18 protein-coding genes are annotated in these 22023 nt (G+C 44.1%); 8 read left to right on the top strand and 10 right to left on the bottom strand.

Translation table 11 applies throughout. The annotated features are described in order from the left end of the window. The first annotated feature begins 314 nt into the window (after positions 1-314). Together pckA and BS333_RS00765 are read left to right on the top strand one after the other, a co-directional pair. Positions 315-1943 carry a phosphoenolpyruvate carboxykinase (ATP) gene (pckA, locus tag BS333_RS00770; RefSeq protein WP_021709419.1) on the top strand — a complete coding sequence of 543 codons (1629 nt, stop codon included), beginning with the start codon at positions 315-317 and terminating at the stop codon, positions 1941-1943. Positions 1944-2078: 135 nt separating this feature from the next. Next, the gene (locus BS333_RS00765) at positions 2079-4061 is read left to right on the top strand and encodes an AsmA family protein (protein WP_050568013.1); all 1983 of its coding nucleotides are present in this window, start codon (positions 2079-2081) and stop codon (positions 4059-4061) included. Between the two features lie 39 nt (positions 4062-4100). Here BS333_RS00765 and BS333_RS00760 read toward each other — a convergent pair whose 3' ends face one another. From BS333_RS00760 to BS333_RS00750, 3 genes are all read right to left on the bottom strand, one after another. Next, a complete protein-coding gene (locus tag BS333_RS00760) occupies positions 4101-5018 on the bottom strand; it encodes a bifunctional GNAT family N-acetyltransferase/hotdog fold thioesterase (RefSeq protein ID WP_021709417.1) in 918 nt (305 codons plus the stop codon). Between the two features lie 101 nt (positions 5019-5119). Then, positions 5120-5554 (bottom strand): D-aminoacyl-tRNA deacylase, encoded by a 435-nt coding sequence (dtd, locus tag BS333_RS00755; protein ID WP_033003639.1) that lies wholly within the window; start codon positions 5552-5554, stop codon positions 5120-5122. Further along, positions 5526-6470 carry a virulence factor BrkB family protein gene (locus BS333_RS00750; protein WP_021709415.1) on the bottom strand — a complete coding sequence of 315 codons (945 nt, stop codon included), beginning with the start codon at positions 6468-6470 and terminating at the stop codon, positions 5526-5528. The genes dtd and BS333_RS00750 overlap by 29 nt, the downstream gene beginning before the upstream one ends. A 36-nt stretch (positions 6471-6506) precedes the next feature. On the opposite strand from BS333_RS00750, the gene BS333_RS00745 reads away from it, so the two are divergent. Then, positions 6507-7148: a DUF2959 domain-containing protein gene (locus BS333_RS00745; RefSeq protein WP_021709414.1), complete on the top strand. Its 642-nt coding sequence runs from the start codon at positions 6507-6509 to the stop codon at positions 7146-7148. Between the two features lie 92 nt (positions 7149-7240). Here BS333_RS00745 and typA read toward each other — a convergent pair whose 3' ends face one another. Beyond that, positions 7241-9070, bottom strand: a complete 1830-nt coding sequence (typA, locus tag BS333_RS00740; protein ID WP_021709413.1) for a translational GTPase TypA — start codon at positions 9068-9070, stop codon at positions 7241-7243. A 580-nt stretch (positions 9071-9650) separates the two neighbouring features. Here typA and glnA point away from each other — a divergent pair. From glnA to add, 4 genes are all read left to right on the top strand, one after another. Continuing rightward, positions 9651-11060, top strand: coding sequence for a glutamate--ammonia ligase (gene glnA, locus BS333_RS00735; protein WP_021709412.1), 1410 nt, complete (start codon positions 9651-9653; stop codon positions 11058-11060). A 309-nt stretch (positions 11061-11369) separates the two neighbouring features. Then, a complete protein-coding gene (glnL, locus tag BS333_RS00730) occupies positions 11370-12416 on the top strand; it encodes a nitrogen regulation protein NR(II) (protein ID WP_021709411.1) in 1047 nt (348 codons plus the stop codon). 22 nt (positions 12417-12438) lie between these two features. Further along, positions 12439-13878, top strand: a complete 1440-nt coding sequence (gene glnG, locus BS333_RS00725; RefSeq protein ID WP_021709410.1) for a nitrogen regulation protein NR(I) — start codon at positions 12439-12441, stop codon at positions 13876-13878. A gap of 370 nt (positions 13879-14248) precedes the next feature. Beyond that, the gene (add, locus tag BS333_RS00720; protein ID WP_021709409.1) at positions 14249-15253 is read left to right on the top strand and encodes an adenosine deaminase; all 1005 of its coding nucleotides are present in this window, start codon (positions 14249-14251) and stop codon (positions 15251-15253) included. Between the two features lie 168 nt (positions 15254-15421). On the opposite strand, the gene hemN is transcribed toward add, so the two are convergent. The 5 genes from hemN to BS333_RS00695 all read right to left on the bottom strand — a co-directional run bounded on the left by hemN (position 15422) and on the right by BS333_RS00695 (position 20119). Then, complete coding sequence (gene hemN / locus BS333_RS00715; RefSeq protein WP_021709408.1) at positions 15422-16813, bottom strand: oxygen-independent coproporphyrinogen III oxidase; 1392 nt, start codon at positions 16811-16813, stop codon at positions 15422-15424. Positions 16814-16997: 184 nt separating this feature from the next. Further along, on the bottom strand, positions 16998-17486 hold the full coding sequence (locus tag BS333_RS00710; protein ID WP_021709407.1) for a DUF2489 domain-containing protein: 489 nt from the start codon (positions 17484-17486) through the stop codon (positions 16998-17000). A gap of 7 nt (positions 17487-17493) precedes the next feature. Next, the gene (gene yihI, locus BS333_RS00705; protein WP_021709406.1) at positions 17494-18033 is read right to left on the bottom strand and encodes a Der GTPase-activating protein YihI; all 540 of its coding nucleotides are present in this window, start codon (positions 18031-18033) and stop codon (positions 17494-17496) included. Next, positions 18033-18671 carry a class I SAM-dependent methyltransferase gene (locus BS333_RS00700; protein ID WP_021709405.1) on the bottom strand — a complete coding sequence of 213 codons (639 nt, stop codon included), beginning with the start codon at positions 18669-18671 and terminating at the stop codon, positions 18033-18035. Before BS333_RS00700 ends, yihI begins: the two co-directional genes overlap by 1 nt. An 830-nt stretch (positions 18672-19501) precedes the next feature. Further along, entirely contained in the window at positions 19502-20119 is a 618-nt protein-coding gene (locus BS333_RS00695; protein WP_021709404.1) for a c-type cytochrome, read from the bottom strand. A gap of 159 nt (positions 20120-20278) precedes the next feature. On the opposite strand from BS333_RS00695, the gene yihA reads away from it, so the two are divergent. Continuing rightward, on the top strand, positions 20279-20947 hold the full coding sequence (gene yihA / locus BS333_RS00690) for a ribosome biogenesis GTP-binding protein YihA/YsxC (protein ID WP_021709403.1): 669 nt from the start codon (positions 20279-20281) through the stop codon (positions 20945-20947). A gap of 837 nt (positions 20948-21784) precedes the next feature. On the opposite strand, the gene spfP is transcribed toward yihA, so the two are convergent. After that, entirely contained in the window at positions 21785-21832 is a 48-nt protein-coding gene (gene spfP, locus BS333_RS22700; RefSeq protein WP_438356636.1) for a small protein SpfP, read from the bottom strand. Positions 21833-22023 lie beyond the last annotated feature (191 nt).

Here is a 22023-nt window from a genome sequence, read left to right as displayed (position 1 = left end):
CTGTAATTTACCTTTCAAAGTGCCAGATCATACTGGCACTTTTTGTGACATCCTCCTCTTATTACTCTCTCAGAACGTAATAAAACAACCACTTAATTTTAGAAAATTAATAATCAATTTTACCTAGCGCAAAGGTTTGCGCCCACGATAAACTATTCATACCAGACGTGACGATCTTTAAAAGACATACTATAAACAAGGTTATGTTTTGAGCAACATCCCTGTTTTTTGCTTATTTCGTTGCTAGCATGGTGAGCAGAAAAAAATTAAAAAACATTATAAAATCCCTACAAAATCCTAATTAAGGAGCACCTATGACCGTTATGGAACATACAAAGGCTGCAACAATCGATTTAACCCAACATGGACTGCATAACGTCAAAGAGGTTATTCGTAACCCAAGCTACGAGATGCTATTTGAAGAAGAGACACGTCCTGAGCTTGAAGGTTATGAACGTGGTATCGTCACAGAACTTGGCGCTGTCGCCGTGGATACTGGGATATTTACCGGCCGCTCACCAAAAGATAAATACATCGTCAAAGATGCCACAACCCAAGAGCACATGTGGTGGACATCTGATAGCGTAAAAAACGATAACAAACCTATCGATCAAAACGTATGGCAAGAGCTAAAAACCCTGGTAACAAACCAATTATCAGGCAAACGACTGTTTGTCATTGACGGCTACTGTGGTGCTAACCCAGACAGCCGCTTGAGTATCCGTGTGATTACGGAAGTCGCTTGGCAAGCACATTTCGTGAAAAACATGTTCATCCGCCCAACTGAAGAAGAGTTGGCGACGTTTGAGCCTGATTTTGTTGTCATGAACGGAGCAAAGTGCACCAATGATAAGTGGCAAGAGCAAGGTTTAAATTCAGAAAACTTTACTGTATTTAACCTAACCGAGCGCATGCAGCTCATCGGTGGTACTTGGTACGGCGGTGAAATGAAAAAAGGCATGTTCGCAATGATGAACTACTTCCTGCCACTTCAAGACATTGCCTCGATGCACTGTAGTGCGAATATGGGTCAAGAAGGCGATGTCGCGATCTTCTTCGGTCTGTCTGGCACGGGTAAAACAACCTTATCTACCGATCCTAAACGTGCTTTGATTGGTGATGATGAGCATGGTTGGGACGACGACGGCGTATTCAATTTTGAAGGCGGCTGTTACGCTAAAACCATCAAGCTTTCTAAAGAAGCAGAACCTGATATCTACAACGCAATCCGTCGCGATGCACTGCTAGAAAACGTCACGGTTCTTAGCGATGGCTCTATCGATTTTGATGATGGCTCTAAAACAGAAAACACACGTGTGTCTTACCCACTTAACCACATCGAAAACATCGTTAAGCCAGTCTCGAAAGGCGGTCATGCTAACAAAGTGATCTTCCTATCAGCAGATGCATTTGGCGTACTTCCTCCTGTGTCTAAGCTGACGCCGGAGCAAACCAAGTACCACTTCCTATCAGGTTTTACGGCTAAGTTAGCAGGAACAGAGCGCGGCATTACCGAGCCAACACCGACCTTCTCTGCCTGTTTTGGCGCCGCCTTCCTGACGCTACACCCCACAAAGTACGCCGAAGTACTGGTGAAACGTATGGAAGCGGCAGGTGCAGAAGCTTACCTAGTCAATACAGGTTGGAACGGCAGCGGCAAACGCATCTCTATTCAAGATACACGCGGTATCATTGATGCAATTCTTGATGGTTCCATTGAAGAAGCAAGCACCAAACACATTCCAATCTTTAATCTTGAAGTGCCAACTTCACTTCCAGGTGTGGATCCAAATATCCTTGACCCACGTGATACCTACGTTGACCCACTACAATGGGAAAGCAAAGCGAAAGACTTGGCAGAGCGCTTCATCAACAACTTTGATAAGTACACTGACAACGCAGAAGGCCAATCACTGGTCGCTGCAGGGCCTCGGTTAGACTGAAGATTTCACTCAGCCCATTCGAGTTATTATCAAAAGTGAAAATTAGCCCCTTTCTTGAGGGGCTTTTTATTGAATCCAACACGAGATTAGTACAAGCTTAACAGTATCTCTCTCCGATTGGGTTCACGAATAGCTATGAAAATAGCAACACGCATTATATTGCTTTTGCTCATTTTGAGCATCGTGCTGCCTATTGCTTTTATGGCAACACTTACGACCTCATATTCTGATAACGTTTGGAATAAACTCTCTCAACACGTAGATTTGCCTTTTCAAGCCCATCGGGTTCATTATGATTTCCCTTACCATTTTTCTTTGTATCAAGTAGAACTTGATTCTGTCCCTAGCACCTCAATCAACCAAATCGATATTTGGGTAAACCCATCACTAAGAGAAAATGGTAAATGGGTGATTGATAGCTTACTTGTCGATGGCATTAGGCTTGCGCCTGAGACATTTAAACCAGAAGAAGCAGAACCAGCTGTGAATCCATGGCAGCAAGTGACACTCCATCAAATTGCGCTAAAAAATGCCCAATACGATGACAGCACTTTTTCGCTGGATAACTTAAATGTTCAGATTACATCGCCCACTTGGTCAGGGCGGCATCAAATATTGCCTTACGGCGACATTCAGCTCAGCGCAGATAGTCTCAAATGGCATGGAGAGAAATTTGCTAACCTACTCCTCGACCTCCAATACCAAGCACAAAATAGCACCTTGTATGGCGCTTCATTTCATTGGCGTGATAGCCTAGTTTCAGGGCAAGGCGAGCAATACTCACAAGGTTGGTCTTTAGTCAATGTCACGGTGGATAAATTACACCTTAACCAAGATCAGCTGAGCAATTTACTCGATAAACCTTGGCAACAATGGCCTATTAGGCTGAAAGATATCAATAGTCTCGATCTACTCAATGCAGACATTCAGTATGGAGATTGGCATTTTCAGCATGCTTCATTATCGCTAGAAAATGCATCCTTGCCCTTTTCTCTCTGGCAATCGAGTGCCAATCTCTCTTTGCAGGCCGACAGCATCTCTTTTCAAGATCAAGTCTTCATCAACCCTCATTTGCAAGCTCAATTCCAGCCTAATGATATAAACGTTGAAGATCTGAGTTTTGCTTGGCAGCAAGGACAAATCAATATAACAGGTCAGATTGAACCTAACCAATGGCAGATAAACTCAGCCAGTATTAACGATGTTAAATGGACCATAAAGCCTGACAACCGCTTACAATGGATGCACCATCTCGCGCAATACACCCCACCGACCAAGATCAATCATTTATCCGTTAAGCGCAGCCAAGTGATTCAACTGGCTCAAGCACCTTTCTGGCAAATTTCGGGGCTCAACCTAACGGGAAACAACCTACATATCATGCCAACACCCACACTATGGGAAATTTGGGATGGACGCCTTGAGGCCAGTGCCGTGAGTGCCAGCTATGATCAGTATCTTTCATCGCATGCGGCCTTAACCACCCAAAGTGTCGATGGTTTGTGGCAGCTTGAACAATTATTCTTACCACTGACACAAGGATATCTAAAAGCCTTGGGCCAGGTCGATTTAAATACCCCCAGCAAACCTTGGACCCTTCAACTGGACGCCGATGGGGTACCGGTAGAATTTTTTACCACTTATCTAGACACGCCAGGCCATTTTTCGGGTTTGTCAGATCTAGCGGTGAACCTGCATGGACTGGCAGGTGATCACCAAATGCTCGCCTACAGTTTATCAGGAGAAACCACAGCCAACTTCCGAGAGGCAACGCTAATTTTACCGACAGATGGCACCTCTAAAACGATAACATTAACCCCTCTTAAGCTGGAAGCGCAGCGTGGAACACTGAGTCTTGCTCCGATCAGCGTATCGGGCAATGACATTAATGGCCAAATCAGCGGTGAGTTTGATTTAGCCAGCAATCCGCTCAGTGGTTTAATTTACCAAATTGACACCCACTGCTGGCATGCAACAGGCGATCTTCTTAGTGGTGAGCAGCAGACAACTACCCGTTGCCAGACAAACGGGTCATCAGACTCTAGTACAGAGAAAGAAAACAAAGTGCAACAGGACAAGCCAAGCCTAACGGTGACAAAAACGGGCACAAAAGACTGACAGCGCCATCAAATCAATCAGCTAACAACAAATCTTGCACTAACAACGAAGTAATTTGGAATAATTGGGGAGTAGCATATAAGTGCCAGTAAAATCAACGGCAGCAACATCGCCACTGTAGATCACCACATGAATCACAATCCGTGCTTTACGCCCAGATGCCAAGCGATCTAAGTCACCACTGATACCATCAAGTGAAGTCATCGCAACTGGGTTTTGTTCGACAGGATGGCGATAACGAATTGCACTATCCGCCAAAACAATATCGCCATGCAAGTCTCGCTCTTTCATCAGCAACCAAGCCATTCCCCAGCCCGTTAAGGTAGCTAAAGTAAACGCAGAACCAGCAAATAAGGTATTGTGGGGATTCAGGTTGGGGTTCAGTTGAGCGCCACATTCGAATTGGTAGCCCGTATACTGGTTAATCTTAATCCCCATCTTATCTGCAATGGGGATTTGAGCTTCCCAACGTTGCTGCAGCTCAGTACACCAATCAGGGCGACGTAAAACGTTAGACATTGGGTCTAATTTTTTCACCATTTGCTGATGACGTACCGGCCCTCTGATGTCGGTCAACTCGCCACGTCGCTCAAAATGGTTTTTTTCATAAAATGCAATCGCATCCTCGCGAGCATTACAGACCAGCCGTTTTGCCCCCTCTTGCCGAGCCAGAGATTCTAATGCAACCAAAATTAGTGAACCTAGTCCTTTGCTACGTCGGTTGTTTTTTACCGCCATATAACGAATTTGACCATCGTTATCAGGCGTAATATACAAACGCCCAATCGCCATTGGACGACCTCGACTATCGACAATCATGCGATGATGACTCATGCCATCAAATTCATCTCGCTCAGAACCTATCGGCATTCGCCATGGCTCACGTAGCAACTGCCAACGAAATTGATAGTACTTTTTGAGTTGGTTGTCTGTTTGCGGTGTAATGAGTTTGAACATATCAATCCTTGAAAAGTACAAATCAAAATAAATAGAAAAATAGAGGCGAACTCATTCGCCCGAAGTGTAAGAAGCTTAGCCCAGTCGTTAGAGTAATCAGATCAGACCTGTAACCAAAACGTGACCGGGCCATCATTGATAAGAGAGACTTTCATATCGGCAGCAAAACGACCTCTTTGCGTTGGCAAAACCTGCTGACACAGGTCTGAGAAGTAATCATATAGACGCTCAGCATCGGCTGGGTCAGCACCACGAGAAAAGCCTGCTCTGGTTCCTTTTTTGGTATCGGCTGGCAAGGTAAATTGTGATACAACCAATACCTGGCCTCCAACCTGTTTGACGTTCAGGTTCATTTTTCCCTGATCATCTTCAAACACACGATAGGTTGTGACACGCTCCATCAAGCGCTTTGCTTTGGCTTCATCGTCCTCTTTCTCGACTCCGAGCAAAACCAGCAAACCTTGGTCGATCGAGCCCACAACTTCATCATCGACACGTACAGCCGCTTCACTGACTCTTTGAATTAGCGCTATCACCGTTTTCACTTCCTTCATGGGTTAATTTTAATTCAGCGCTTGAGTGTATCATCTCTAAATTATCTCTCCAGTGCTCTCTTTCCCCAAGCGCTGCCGTAATTTCTGCACCGATAAGTACAATAAGCCAACAGAGATACACCCACACAAATAAAATTGGGATCGCAGCCAGTGCCCCATAGATGAGTTGATAAGAAGGAAATTGAGTAATGTAGAGAGCGAACCCTTTCTTACTCAGTTCAAACAAAAATGCCGCTACCGCCGCCCCTGCTGCCCCATGTAAGAAATAGACTTTTTCATTTGGAACCAGAAAGTACAGCCCCATAAATGCAAAAAAAGACAGCAACATCGGCAACCAGCGTAATAGCAGGTTATAAGCACCATGAAGGGTTTCATTATCGATAATGTTGAGTGAAGTAACATAAGAAGTAGCAGCAATGCTGGCACCGACGAGAATCGGCCCCAACGTCAATACCATCCAATACATTGAAAAAGAAAAGATAGCACGACGTTTATCTTTAACACGCCAGATATAGTTTAAGTTTCTATCGATATTGGAAATCAGCATCAAGGCGGCAACAAACAAAAAAGCGCCGCCGACTGCAGTCATCTTGCCCGTATTGGCGACGAATTCTTGCAGCGCTTTATCCACCACTTCACCGGAAGCCGGCACAAAATTTTCAATAATATAGCCTTGTACTACTTCGCCTACATTTTCGAATACCGGAAACTTCGACAAAATCGACAGCAAAACGGTCAACATCGGCACAAGAGACAAGAGCGTGATATACGCTAAGTATCCGGCATTGACGTTAACACGATCATGCCCCATACGTTTGAGTAGATAACGCAGAAACGCAATACTACTTGGGAGAAGTTTACTGAATCTTGCCTTGTAACGCTCTGATAAGTGATCCATAGTTCATTCCATAAATTCGCATCGAGGACATTAAAAATGCCTTATTTACTGATGATATTTGTTTCTATTTTTACTTTAACTGGCTGTCAATCTGCCTACTATTCTGCCATGGAGAAAGTCGGCTACCACAAACGAGAGATTATGGTCGACCGTGTTGAAGATGCCAAGCAAGCACAGCAAGAGGCTCAACAAGAGTTTACCAGCGCACTAGAAGCTCTCTCAGCACTCACCAATTTTAAAGGTGGCGAGCTAGAAGATGTCTATAACAGCGTCAACGACCGGTACGAGGAAAGTGAAAAAGCAGCACAAGATGTACGTGATCGTATCGCTGCCATTGAAGATGTTTCCGAAGCCTTATTCGATGAATGGCAAGAAGAGCTCAACCTCTATACCAGTGCGAAACTGCGCCGCTCAAGTGAACAAAAACTGAAACAAACCCAAGCGTCTTATCACACTATGCTCAAAGCTATGCAGCGAGCCGAGCAAAAAATGACGCCAGTGCTGAATACACTGCGCGACAACACTCTGTATCTTAAGCACAACTTAAATGCCAGTGCGATCGGTTCTCTGCGTGGTGAGTTTTCTAGCTTGGAAAAAGAAATCCAATACGCCATAAAACAGATGAATGCGGCGATTGCAGAGTCCAATAAGTTTTTGCAACAGCTTAATCAAAACTAAGTATATACCCAATCATTGATAACAAGAGAGATAAAAAAGCCCCGAGTCATTTCCATGGCTCGGGGCTTTTATATTCAGTTGGCTAGTTCAGCTTATTTAGCCGCACGTGAAGCACGTTTACGATCGCTTTCCGTTAGGAATTTCTTACGAATACGGATGCTCTCTGGCGTCACTTCTACTAGCTCGTCATCGTCGATAAATTCTAGAGCTTGCTCAAGAGTCATGATGATTGGCGGAGTAAGAACCTGTGCGTCATCCGTACCTGATGCACGTACGTTAGTCAGTTGCTTACCTTTCAGGGCGTTTACCGTCAGGTCATTGTCACGGCTATGAATACCGATAACCATACCTTCGTAAACTTCGACACCGTGACCGATAAATAGACGACCACGCTCTTGAAGGTTAAACAAAGCGTTTGTTAGCGCTTTACCCATAGCGTTAGCGATCAATACACCATTGATACGTTGACCAATGTTACCGCCTTTGTGTGGGCCATAGTGATCAAACGTATGGTAAAGAAGACCTGAACCCGATGTCAGTGTCATGAATTCTGTTTGGAAACCGATCAGACCACGAGATGGCATGATGAAGTCCATACGAACACGACCTTTACCATCTGGAGACATATCTTTCAGCTCACCTTTACGCAGGCCGATGTTTTCCATGATGCCGCCTTGGTGCTCTTCCATAACGTCAATCGTTACAGTCTCGAACGGTTCCATTAGCTGACCATCTTCTTCTTTGATGATAACTTCTGGACGGGATACAGCAAGCTCGAAACCTTCACGACGCATGTTCTCGATCAGGATAGATAGGTGAAGCTCACCACGGCCTGATACGCGGAATTTATCTGGATCGTCAGTTTGCTCAACACGTAGGGCAACGTTGTGTACCAGTTCCTTCTCAAGACGCTCAAGGATGTTACGTGAAGTCACGAACTTACCTTCTTTACCAGCGAATGGAGAAGTATTAACTTGGAACGTCATGGTTACTGTTGGCTCATCAACAGACAATGCTGGTAGTGCTTCGACAGCATTTTGTGCACAGATTGTGTCAGAAATTTTTAGCTCACCAAGACCTGTGATAGCAATAATATCACCTGCATTTGCTTGCTCAACTTCATGGCGGTCTAGACCTAGGTAGCCCATTACTGTGCCAACTTTACCATTACGAGTTTTACCATCAGCGCTGATTACCGTCACTTGTTGGTTTGGCTTCACGCTACCACGAGTAACACGAGCAACACCGATAACACCCACGTAAGAGCTGTAATCTAACTGTGAAACTTGCATTTGTAGTGGACCATCTAGGTCTACTTCAGGTGCCGCTACTTCTTCAACGATAGTTTGGAACAATGGTTCCATGTTTTCGCCTGTTTCGCCTTCCTCTAGAGCAGCCCAACCGTTTAGTGCTGACGCGTAAACAACTTTAAAGTCTAACTGTTCGTCAGTTGCACCTAGGTTATCAAATAGATCGAATACTTGATCCATAACCCAATCAGGACGAGCGCCAGGGCGGTCAATCTTGTTGATTACAACGATTGGCTTAAGGCCATGAGCAAACGCTTTTTGAGTTACGAAACGAGTTTGCGGCATTGGACCGTCAACGGCATCAACGATAAGCAGTACAGAGTCTACCATTGACATGATACGTTCTACTTCACCACCAAAGTCAGCGTGTCCTGGAGTATCTACGATATTGATACGGTAGTCATTCCAGTTAATCGCAGTATTCTTTGCAAGAATGGTGATACCACGCTCTTTCTCAATGTCGTTCGAGTCCATGACTCGCTCTTCAGCTTCACCGCGAGACTCTAACGTGCCTGATTGTTGTAGCAGCTTGTCAACCAATGTTGTTTTACCGTGGTCAACGTGCGCGATGATCGCGATATTTCTTAATTTATCAATCTGTGGAGTAGCCATGGATATTGTTTCACTTAGATAAATGAAATGCCCCCGAACCGAGAACGGTTGCTCTCTGGTGGCATTTTCTGATTAAAAAAACGGCCATAATGTACCAGATTTTAGCAAAAAGCCTAGAAATATGTGATCCAGTCCTTAGCTTTTCTGTGAATTTTACGCGTAATCCACAGTTTACTCGGCACAATAAATGGTCTGAGTGCTACTTTACTCTAATAGTTGCACAATACAAATTGACTATAGAACAAAAAGTAGGCTGAATTGTAATCTGTTGCTCAGTACTGTCATGTTGACGAAATCAATGCGTGCCACAGTGTTAGCAACAGCAAGGTTTCACCGGTATGTTTTTCTGCACCAATATGATGCAAATCGTGCTCATTATGGTGCATAACTTTTATAACAAAGTAACCAAAAAAAACATAAGACATTGATAATAATAACAAATATTAATTGGCACAGTTTTGGCTTATACAGAGTCAGCATCGATTAACGACAGATTGAAAATATTAATCAATGCTAGATTTAACCCTTGTTTCCTTATAACAAGTTACTACCGCTTTAATAACACTGGAGGTTATCCAAGATGTCAGTAGAAAATGTTTTATCGCTGATCCAAGAAAACGAAGTTAAGTTTGTGGACCTACGTTTCACAGATACAAAAGGTAAAGAGCAGCATATCTCAATCCCTGCTCACCAAATTGATACTGATTTCTTCGAAGAAGGCAAAATGTTCGATGGTTCCTCCGTTGCAGGCTGGAAAGGCATTAACGAATCAGACATGGTTATGATGCCAGATGCCTCTTCTGCAGTGCTTGACCCATTCACTGAAGATGCCACGCTAAACATTCGTTGTGATATCCTTGAGCCTGCAACAATGCAAGGCTATGACCGCGATCCTCGTTCTATCGCTAAGCGTGCAGAAGACTTCATGCGTTCAACAGGCCTTGCTGACACCGTACTGATCGGCCCTGAGCCAGAGTTCTTCCTATTTGATGATGTGAAGTTCTCAACAGACATGTCAGGTTCTTTCTTCAAAATTGACGACGTAGAAGCAGCGTGGAACACAGGTTCTGATTACGAAGAAGGCAACAAAGGTCACCGTCCAGGCGTTAAAGGAGGCTACTTCCCAGTTGCTCCTGTCGATTCATCTCAAGATATCCGTTCTGCTATGTGCCTAGTCATGGAAGAAATGGGCCTTGTGGTTGAAGCGCACCACCATGAAGTAGCAACGGCAGGTCAAAACGAAATCGCTACTCGTTTCAATACGCTAACCACCAAAGCTGACGAAATCCAAATCTACAAGTACGTGGTGCACAACGTTGCTCACGCGTTTGGTAAGACAGCGACATTCATGCCTAAACCACTCGTTGGTGACAACGGCAGCGGCATGCACGTTCACCAATCTTTGGCAAAAGATGGTGTAAACCTATTTGCTGGCGATAAATACGGCGGTCTATCTGAAATGGCGCTTTACTACATCGGCGGCATCATCAAGCACGCCCGCGCCATCAACGCATTTGCTAACCCATCGACAAACTCGTACAAGCGTCTTGTACCAGGCTTCGAAGCACCAGTAATGCTAGCTTACTCAGCACGTAACCGTTCTGCTTCTATCCGTATTCCAGTAGTACCAAGCCCGAAAGCACGTCGTATCGAAGTACGTTTCGGTGACCCAGCAGCTAACCCATACCTAGCATTCGCAGCAATGCTAATGGCGGGTCTTGATGGCATTAAGAACAAGATCCACCCTGGCGAAGCGATGGACAAAGACCTTTACGACCTACCAGCTGAAGAAGCAGCAGAGATCCCAACGGTTGCATACTCACTGAAAGATGCACTAGAAGAACTCAACATTGACCGTGAGTTCTTAACGGCGGGCGGCGTATTCTCTGATGACTTTATCGATTCTTACATTGCGTTGAAAGAGCAAGATGTTGAGCGCGTCAATATGACCACTCACCCTCTAGAGTTTGAACTGTACTACTCTGTGTAACCTTGCTGTAGTGTCACTGTTCAAGGCATTAGTGTCACTGCTCAAGGTGTAGGAATCACAGCTTAAGGTATCGATGTCACTTAAGGCTCGCCAGTTTGGTGGGCCTTTTTTGCACAACCTTTTCAATTCTCTTCATATCAGCACAACAGCTCATCATATGAAGACCTCAAAGCAGTATCACCAGCAAATAAAGCCCTGAAAAGAGCCAGTGTGAACATTTCACTTTTTCTTATCGAGTCTATTTGTCATACTTAATTTTCATTGCACCAACTTGGTGCGTAGAGGTTTAACAACTCACAAGGACGTCATGTGGATATCAATCTTTCAGATGCAATTCTCACTAACATGGTTACTGCAACCCTGATTCTGGATGATCAGTTGACCGTTCATTACGCAAATCCAGCCGCAGAACTGTTGTTTGCACAAAGTGCGAAGCGTCTTATTGAGCAATCACTCTCACAATTAGTTGAGCACGCTTCGCTGGACTTAAGCTTGCTCACTCAACCTTTACAAAGTGGCCAAAGCATTACCGACAGTGATGTGACCTTTATTGTCGATGGCCGGCCACTGATGCTCGAAGTGACCATCAGCCCAGTCACGTGGCAAAAACAACTCATGTTGTTGGTTGAGATGCGCAAAATCGATCAGCAGAGACGCTTGACCCAAGAACTCAACCAACATGCGCAAAGGCAAGCTGCAAAACTCCTTGTACGCGGATTGGCTCATGAAATCAAAAACCCGTTAGGCGGCCTGCGCGGCGCGGCTCAGCTTTTAGAAAAACAGTTACCCGACCCGAGCCTTAATGAATATACCCAAATTATTATTGAGCAGGCCGACCGTTTAAGAGTACTAGTCGACCGATTACTCGGGCCACAAAAACCGGGCGAGAAAAAGCCACAAAACCTACACCAAATATTGGAAAAAGTCCGTCAATTGATCGAGTTAGAATCGCAACAGACAATCGACATTGAGCGCGATTATGACCCAAGCCTGCCAGAAATTTTGATGGATGCAGGCCAGATTGAGCAAGCCATGTTGAACATTGTGCGTAACGCAGCACAAGCCCTAGCCGAACAAAAAGAAAGAAAAATCACGTTAAAAACCAGAACCGTTCATCAAGCGAATATCCACGGGCAACGCTGTAAACTTGCTGCAAAGATTGAGATTACCGACAATGGTCCTGGTATTGCACCAGAGCTCAAAGATACCTTGTTCTACCCAATGGTGAGTGGTCGCCAAGGAGGCACTGGCCTTGGATTATCAATCGCACAAGACATGTTCGACCAGCATCATGGCAAGATAGATGTTGAAAGTTGGCCAGGCCAAACAATATTTACCATTCACTTACCGATATAAAACACAGCGGAGATTTATACATATGACTAAGGGGTATGTTTGGGTCGTTGATGACGACAGTTCCATTCGCTGGGTGATGGAGAAGACGCTCTCGAGTGCCAATATTAAATGTGAAACTTACGCCGATGGTGAAAGTGTTCTTATGGCTCTAGAACGCGAAGTGCCTGACGTTTTAGTCTCAGATATTCGTATGCCAGGCATCGATGGCTTAGAGCTGTTAAAACAGGTTCAACATCGTTACCCTGACTTACCTGTGATCATCATGACTGCTCATTCCGATTTAGATGCAGCGGTCAATGCTTACCAAAAAGGCGCATTTGAGTACCTACCCAAACCCTTCGATATCGATGAAGCACTCAACTTAGTCGAGCGAGCGATTGCACATTGCCAAGAAACGAAACGTGAACACACCCAAGGCACCGATTTAAAACAAGATACACCTGAAATTATCGGTGAAGCACCAGCGATGCAAGAGGTATTTCGAGCTATTGGTCGCTTATCACGTTCCTCGATATCAGTGCTGATTAATGGCGAGTCAGGAACGGGTAAAGAGCTCGTCGCCCAAGCATTACATCGCCACAGTCCAAGAGCCAACAAACCTTTTATCGCCCTCAATATGGCAGCCATCCCTAAAGATCTGATCGAATCTGAGTTATTTGGTCATGAAAAGGGCGCATTTACTGGCGCAAATAGTGTGCGACAGGGCCGATTCGAGCAAGCCAATGGCGGCACTCTGTTTTTGGATGAAATCGGTGATATGCCACTCGATATCCAAACTCGTTTGTTAAGAGTCTTGGCTGATGGGCAATTTTATCGTGTCGGTGGTCATTCCCCAATCCAAGTTGATGTACGTATTATCGCAGCCACTCACCAAAACCTTGAGCAGCGTGTTAAAGAAGGTGACTTTCGAGAAGATTTATTCCATCGCTTAAACGTGATTCGTGTGCATATCCCCGCTTTAAGGGAGCGTAAACAAGATATTGAACAGTTAGCTCAACATTTCTTAATTCGCGCTGCTGATGAGCTTGGTGTCGATGTAAAAACTCTGCACGCTTCCTCAGTGGAAATACTCAATCAGCTCGATTGGCCAGGTAATGTGCGGCAATTAGAGAACTTATGTCGTTGGTTAACCGTGATGGCAAGCGGGAGCGAGGTTCTTCCTAGTGATTTACCAAACGAGCTTATGGAAGAGCAAAAGGACTCACGAACAATTGAAGAGCACAGTTGGCAAACTCAACTCGCGTCTTGGGCTCGCACAGCATTAAACGAAGGGGATACCGAACTGCTTACTTATGCTCTGCCAGAGTTCGAACGCATTTTACTCGAAGCCGCTCTAGAACACACCAAAGGTCATAAGCAAGATGCCGCTAAGGTTCTTGGGTGGGGCAGAAATACGCTCACTCGCAAACTCAAAGAACTGTATAAAACCTCTGCGATCAGTGAACACTCAAGCCCTCTGTAGAAGAAAAGAATGCCTCAGCTCTTCGTCAAGGTGCTTAAGACAAGTTGAGCATCTTGACGTTACTTAGATTCTTGACGGTACTCATATATAAGCAATACATTAATAAATTGAATGACTCAACACTGCTCACCGACATTACCAATAAGCGCCTTGCTGCACCAAACAATCACGCCTGCCAACATCTTCTGTTAACACTGGCAAAAAAGTCACGAACAGAGGGGAAATTCCCTACATCATACTGACAATTTTAGCCAGTGTTCTTTATAATTATACCCAGTGACGCTTTACAGTGACTTAAACTCATTCAGTTAATGGCACTTGAGAATCTTCAGAAACGTGCTGGTTAACAACACTGACTTGGACCAACTTCATGATAACTAAAAATCTACCTCTTACCGATTTGCATCGCCACCTTGATGGCAACATTCGCACCAAGACCATTTTAGAACTTGGCCAACAGTTTGGTATTGCTCTCCCTGCTTACGATGTTGAGTCACTGACTCCTCACGTACAAATTGTTGAAGCAGAACCCTCTTTGGTAGCGTTTTTGTCAAAACTTGACTGGGGAGTTGCAGTACTTGGTGATTTGGATGCATGCCGAAGAGTCGCCTATGAAAATGTCGAAGACGCGTTGAACGCTCAAATCGATTATGCCGAGCTGCGTTTCTCACCTTACTATATGGCTATGAAGCACTCATTGCCAGTTGCTGGTGTGGTTGAAGCGGTCGTTGATGGTGTCCAAGCCGGTATGCGTGATTTTGGCGTAAAAGCCAACTTGATTGGCATCATGAGTCGCACTTTTGGCACCGACGCCTGTCAACAAGAGCTGGATGCGATCTTAAGCCAGAAAGACCAAATCGTCGCCGTGGATCTAGCCGGAGATGAGCTTGGCCAACCTGGTGAGCTTTTTGTTTCTCACTTCAAACAAGTTCGTGATGCGGGCCTTAACGTGACCGTTCACGCTGGAGAGGCCGCTGGAGCAGAAAGCATGTGGCAGGCAATCCATGAACTTGGTGCAACACGTATCGGCCACGGAGTGAAAGCTATCCATGACCCTAAACTGATGGATTACCTTGCAGAAAACCGCATCGGTATTGAGTCTTGTCTGACCTCAAACTTTCAAACCAGTACCGTTGAGTCTCTGGCCAACCACCCTATCAAACAGTTCCTTGATCACGGCGTACTGGCCTGTTTGAACACCGATGATCCCGCGGTAGAAGGCATCGAGTTACCCTACGAATACGAAGTTGCGGCACCAGCCGCTGGCCTCACTCAAGCGCAAATCCGTCAGGCACAAATCAATGGCCTAGACCTTGCTTTCTTAACCGACAGCGAAAAAGCAGCACTGAAAGAAAAAGTAAAAGATCGCGCATAACAATAGACCCAATTCACCGCGAGGTGCCGTGTTCAGCAAGACGAACTTAGCTCTCACCACCTAAAGGTGTAAGGGGTTTAAAGCAGAAAATAAAATGCCAGCGGTTGCTGGCATTTTTGATGAAAGCGCGCAGATCAGAAACCTTGGCTGCACGAGAGCTGGTTGGGTTTAGATCACTCGGGAAAACTGTTGCTGACGGGCTTTGATACGTAAGTATTTATCAAAGCTCATGCAGATATTACGGATCAATAACCGGCCACGTAATGTCACTCGGATTTCGTTCTCATCCACTTCAACTAACTGGTCATTAATAAAAGTGGCCAACAACGCTAAGTCTTCTTGGAAATAATGCTCAAACTGCACGCCAAATTCAGCTTCAATCGCTTTTTTATCTAACTTAAAATTGCAAATCAGCTGTTTGATGACTTCTCTACGTAGTAAGTCATCTTGGTCTAGAGACACACCCTTCCATAACGCATGGCGTAATTCGTCGACTTGGGCATAGTATTTTTTCAATTCCTTCTGATTCTGAGCATAAACATCACCAATCATAGAAATTGCCGAGACACCGAAGCCCACCAGATCACATTCACCTTGAGTGGTATAGCCTTGGAAATTACGATGCAGAATACCCTCTCGTTGCGCAATTGCCAACTCATCATCAGGCTTAGCAAAGTGATCCATACCAATGAATTGGTAACCAGCCTCAGTTAATGAAGTAATGGTTTCCTGTAAGATCGCCATTTTCTCTTGCGCTTGTGGTAAATCTTCCTCTTTGATCTTACGTTGAGCAGCAAAAAGTTGAGGCATATGAGCATAATTAAATATAGACAAACGCCCTGGCTGCATCGCTAACACTTTTTCCAATGTTTGAGCAAACGACGTTTTGGTCTGTTTCGGTAATCCGTAGATTAAATCCAAGTTAGTTGAACGAAAGCCAAGAGCTTTAGCATGCTCAACTAAAGCAAAAATAAAGTCTTCATCTTGCTCACGATTGACCAGCTTCTGCACTTCTTTATTAAAGTCTTGGACACCAATACTTAAACGGTTGAAGCCTTCACCACGGAGATGATCTAATAACGTCAATTCGATCTCACGAGGATCCACTTCAATACTGATTTCAGCTCCCGCATCGAAAGCAAATTCTTGACGTAATAGATTCATCAAGCGGGTAATTTGTTGCGCCGATAGAAAAGTCGGAGTCCCACCACCAAAGTGCAATTGTGTCACCGCTCTTCCTGTCAGTAACGCCGCACGTTGACGAATTTCATGTTCGAGCGCATCAAGGTATTGATCGGCCTTGTGAGAATGACGAGTAATGACTTTATTGCAACCACAGTAGTAGCAGAGCTGGTGACAAAACGGTATATGGATGTATAACGACAATGGCCGTTCTGGGTATTGAGTGCATGCCATATCGTAATCTGAGATGGTAAATGCTTCATGGAACTCCAGAGCAGTCGGATACGAAGTGTAGCGTGGCCCTGAATAATTATATTTATTCAGAATCGCTTGATCCCAGACAATTTGCTGTTTCGATTCAGTAACTTGATTCGACATGGTGATACTTTCCGTTAACAACAGGGAGGCAGAGGCTACCCCAAAAATTCAGAGTGAGTTGTGGGTCATACAACATTGGCCACCATACTCAACAGTGGCGCTTTTTTCACTAAAAAACCACAGAACTGCCAGCAGGATCACAAGCCCCTTCAAGGACAACAATATCGTTCTTGAAGGGGTATCACTAGATCATCTGAATGTTAATCTGATTATTCAGTGGTTGAATGTTTTTCTGCAACGTTTTGAGTTCTTCAATGATCGCATCATTTAAACGCGTCTCTGCTTTGTGGCGCGTCAGATTCTGCTGCATACGTTCTTTTTTGGCTAGCTGTTGGCGCTCTTCACCACGAGCCATATCTTTCACCGTGTGAAAGAGCTCAGAAATAGCTGGATAAGTGTTATCAAAATCAACCCGCTTCTCACCTTGCACATAATCCATAATGTTATAAACACGAATACTGATTTCGGATAAATCACATTGACCTTGGATACCAGCTTGGCAGAGTGTATGAACGTTTTCAAAAATATTCGCGTTACGTTTATCTATCGCCAATTTTTGATGTCTAAGCTGCAACTCCTTTTGCTTTTTCAATTGCAGAAGAAGGTAACCTGCATAAGAAGCCAGCGCGATAATAATCACAGCACCTGCAGTCGCTAATAAGGTTACGTTCATGGATAAATTATCCTTTATAATCGTCGAAGTTGATGTCTTCGAAATCTGACAACAAGTCATCGTCATTACGAGTGACTTTTGCCACAGTGAAGTCCTCTTCTTCTTGTTCAGGCTCCAACAAGCCTAACTGATTCATCAGTACTTCAATACGGTCAAGCTTCTCATCAACGTATTTCTGCAAACCTGTTCCCAAGTTTTCGCCCGCCTCAATGCGATCGAGCAATACGTTAAGTTGAGCGTCATTTTCCAGCATTTCTAACTCTTGCTGAGCAGACAAACGGCGCTCTTGCTTAGTCATTTTCTTCACTGGTTCAACAATTAACGGAATCTTTTTCTTGCTGCCCAAACGCGGATCGCGATTTTGCGCGGCGGATTGCTTCTTCTGCTCGTTGACATCAGAATTACGACCGCCTTGCTTAAGACCTTTGCGTTTTTTAGCACGCTTACGTAAACGGCCTTCAACATCAGATTCTGTACGATTACGAGTGACAATAAACTCAGGTGCGCCTGCGGCTCCTGGCTTCCTAGATTTTTTACTACGGCTCATTACTGGGGCTTCCTCAGTAAAATTACATCATTACCAATAAATTCGAGTTCGAGATTATCTCGCTCAGCTAGGAACTGGAATGTTTCACGGCTGAAGAATGCTACATGAGTGAGATCATTCTTATAATGCCATGTTTGAAAGGCTTCTTTACTCATAACCAACTTGGTCATGACGCCAATCCAGCCTCCTGGCTTAACTAAATTCAACCATTGCTTCCACACCACATCGGGGTGGTAGAGGTGTTCTATTACCTCTGTTGCTGTCATGAAATCATACTGCTTTTCTAGCACCGACGTATCTGGGTGGTAGTAAAGGTCATACAATGCCATGTCATGGCCCACTTGCTCTAACATGAGAGACAGAGTTGGGCCCGGCCCACAACCAAAGTCAATCCCTTTGGAGTGTGGACAAATTCGTGCTGCCATTGGCTCAGCCATCCTCGACAAAAAGCGTCGATAGCCCATATCTTCTGGGCTGTTCTCATGCAGATCATAGTGGGCTTTTTCTGTTTCCGCATCCAAGCGTTGGCTCGGATTAACAAAAACGAGCTGACACCGTTCGCATTGAAGATACTCTCGATGCTTATCTTCATAATAGTGATCAGTGTGCTGATTCTGGCATAAAGGACAAGTATGCATGCTGACTTCCTCAAACAGGGATGCGAAACATACCAGAAAGTGATGCTAGATTGGAGAGTTTCTGGGTATTTTTTCAACAATTATTGTCAAAAAACTTGTTTTATCGTTATCAAGACTTAAACGATTACAAGATATTTACGTCGACACAACATGATCGGGACAAGGTGAATCAATGAATGATGCGTCGTGAAGCGACTGGGGATAATCAGGCAAAAAAAAAACGGCAGATTAAGCTGCCGATTTCTGATTGCTATCTAAGATAGCTAAATAAGGTCGCATCGATGAGATGCTCCAACGATCCTGTTATTTTGTGTGCTTTCCCTGCCAATGATATTGTTCTTCATCGTCCTGATGAGTTTTGGCTATCCTTTTACTTCCTGTCTACTGAGCTCTTTCCTGAGCTTGATCCTTTCCGCTGTCTTAACCATCAGACGAGATGACCATCCTTATCCAGTAAGCTTCCTGCTTACCTGAGTCCTTATTTACCCCACTTCTTCGCTTACGCATTAAAATGGCTTTTCCTTGGCTTAGACTCTGCTGTTCAATCTCCTTTGAACTCCTCCTACTTTACGGTTTCAGCACAAACCAACAAGCTAGCCACTCACAATTATTTATAAAAACTTTAGCATGAAATAAAATTAGTTTTATTTTTCAGCCCCTTAAAAATCAACATGTCGAATTATCTGAACCATCTATAGCGGATCTCTTACAAGCTAACAGCAAGCTTTCTGAGGGGTGTAGATGCCTGTATCATCTTGTGATTACTAAATAAAAATGCCCCAGCGATAAACTGAGGCATTATGTTCAAAAAAAGAGCAAGGTGGGAGCAATTAGTGAAGACCACCCACATACTGCGATAAGGTATTAATATCTTCATCGGTCAGCTTTTTCGCGATGTCTCTCATCATGGCATTCATATCATTACCACGAGCACCATCACGAAACTTTTCTAACTGTGCTTTAATATAGTCAGCATGCTGACCCGAAATTTTCGGAAAACCTGAAAGGCTAGTCCCGTTACCACGAGGACCGTGACAAGCAATACAAGCGGTCAAGCCGCGAGCGGCATCACCAGCAGTATAAAGTATTTTACCTTGCTCAACTGCATTCTCTGGTGTGTTGTTCTCTGAAATAGGTAAGGAAGCATAATAAGCCGATAAATCAGCGATATCTTCATCACTGAGTGGCATCGCCATTGCACTCATAGCAGGGTCATAACGGCCTTGCTTACCGCCACTGCTCATACCGAGTTTTAGATCCTTCAACTGCTTTTCAAGATATTTAGCGTGCTGACCTGCAAGTTTCGGGTACATCGCGATTGGGCTATTTCCATCAGCCCCATGACAGGCAACACAAGTTTGTGATTTTGCTTTACCAGCTTCAATATTACCTTGGGCCCATACTGAGCAACTGGCTAAAAGACTCAAGACTAGTGCTAATTTCTTCATGACATTCCATTATAATTATCAAGCTTCCCGTACTACGGAATATGAACATACCGTGTACACTCATGGTACAATAGGCGACCTTATGCCGAGCACGGTTATATTACACAATTTCACATAAAAGTAATCAGTCGACGATACAAAGTCGAGATGGAGTTAACAGTGAGCGTAAAAATTCATTACCAAAACACGCATTTCATCACCAGCGCACCTGATATACGTCATCTACCAGAGGACGAAGGTGTCGAAATTGCGTTTGCAGGACGCTCAAACGCAGGTAAGTCGAGTGCACTTAATCGTTTAACCAATCAGAAGAGTCTCGCTAAGACCTCTAAAACACCAGGTCGAACTCAGCTCATCAACTTGTTCAAGGTGACAGAAGGGTGCCATATCGTAGACCTACCTGGATACGGTTTTGCACAAGTACCGGTTGAAATGAAAAACAAGTGGCAGAAGTCACTTGGGGAATACCTTCAAAAACGCGAATGCCTGAAAGGCTTAGTGGTACTGATGGACATTCGCCACCCGATGAAAGATCTCGATCAACAAATGATTTTTTGGGCGATCGATAGCCGCATTCCTGTTCAGGTTTTGCTCACCAAAGCAGACAAACTGAAAAGTGGCGCTCGCAAACAGACACTACTCAAAATCCGCAAGCAGGTTGAGACTTTTGGTGGTGATGTATCGGTTGATGTGTTCTCTTCATTAAAAGGGTTGGGTGTTGATCAGCTGCGTGCAAAACTGGATACTTGGTTTGCACCTGCTCTTGCACACTTAATGGATGAAGACGAGCAAGAAAATGCTCCAGAGAATGGCGAGCAAGATGACTAATTAACGAAAGTCTTCATTGCTTTCGAAGTTGGCCCTGCCTATGGTGGGGCTTTTTTGATCGCTACGGTTACCTTGTGCAGTTTTGCTTAGCTTTACCCAACAAGCTGAGTTTATATACCCAAGTGACCTCAAGATGCTTGATTCAGAGCGAGGTCACTGAGTCGAATTCAAGGAAGACAACGAAGCGGAATAGCAGGCTCTTTCTTATTTCTGTAAGAAGAACGGTTGTCTGACGAAAGAAGTCGGCTCAGTGACACGCTCCCAAAGGGCGAGTGGCCTTAACTCTCAGGCTTTGTTAACGATTCTCAATGTAGAACGACTATATCTTCGAATCGTTGCCGCGCCTGAAAGTTAAGGTCATCTCGCTGAACACAGCATCTTGAGGTTACTTGGGTATAAGAAATAAAAATCCCCGCCTTCCTGGCAGGGATAACGGGAGAGAAAAATCAATAATAATTATTATGTCTCCGAGCATTACTTAACCAAGAAGTGAATTCAATCACTTTATATAGTATCACTGATAATAAAATTAAATTATAAAGGTAATGCATATCTATAAAACATAGTTAAATCAATGGATTATATGATTAATTTCAGCAAAACTTAATCAACTTAGTTTACTTCAATAAAAAACAAAAATGTGATCAGGATTATTTTATAAGCTAATTAAATTAGCTAATTATATTATAAAAATTGCCAGACGGCTGGTATAAAGAGGCCTTTACCAGTCTTTGATAAGCAGATAAACCACTTGAAGTGACTAAACGGTAACTATGATGAGATGATCTTGCTGAAATAAAAAACGCCCCAGTCAAAAAACTGACTGGGGCGGCTGAATCAGCCTAATCCAATAACGTGAAACAAAAGGTCTGAAAGATAGAACATCTTACCTCTGTACCCTACGAGAGATAATGTACAACAATTGGTCATATTTGCAAATAGGTTTTGTAATTTTTTTTCATTAAAATTTTATTAAGCAACATTTCTTCTTTGACACAATATACTTTTTACAACACATAAAAAAAGCCAGCATATGTGCGCTGGCTCTAATAAAAACGATTACACCAACCAATAAT

Source organism: Vibrio azureus, assembly GCF_002849855.1.
Taxonomy (GTDB): Bacteria; Pseudomonadota; Gammaproteobacteria; order Enterobacterales; family Vibrionaceae; genus Vibrio; species Vibrio azureus.
Note: the sequence above shows the minus strand (reverse complement) of the source record. Positions and strands in the feature narration are given on the sequence as shown.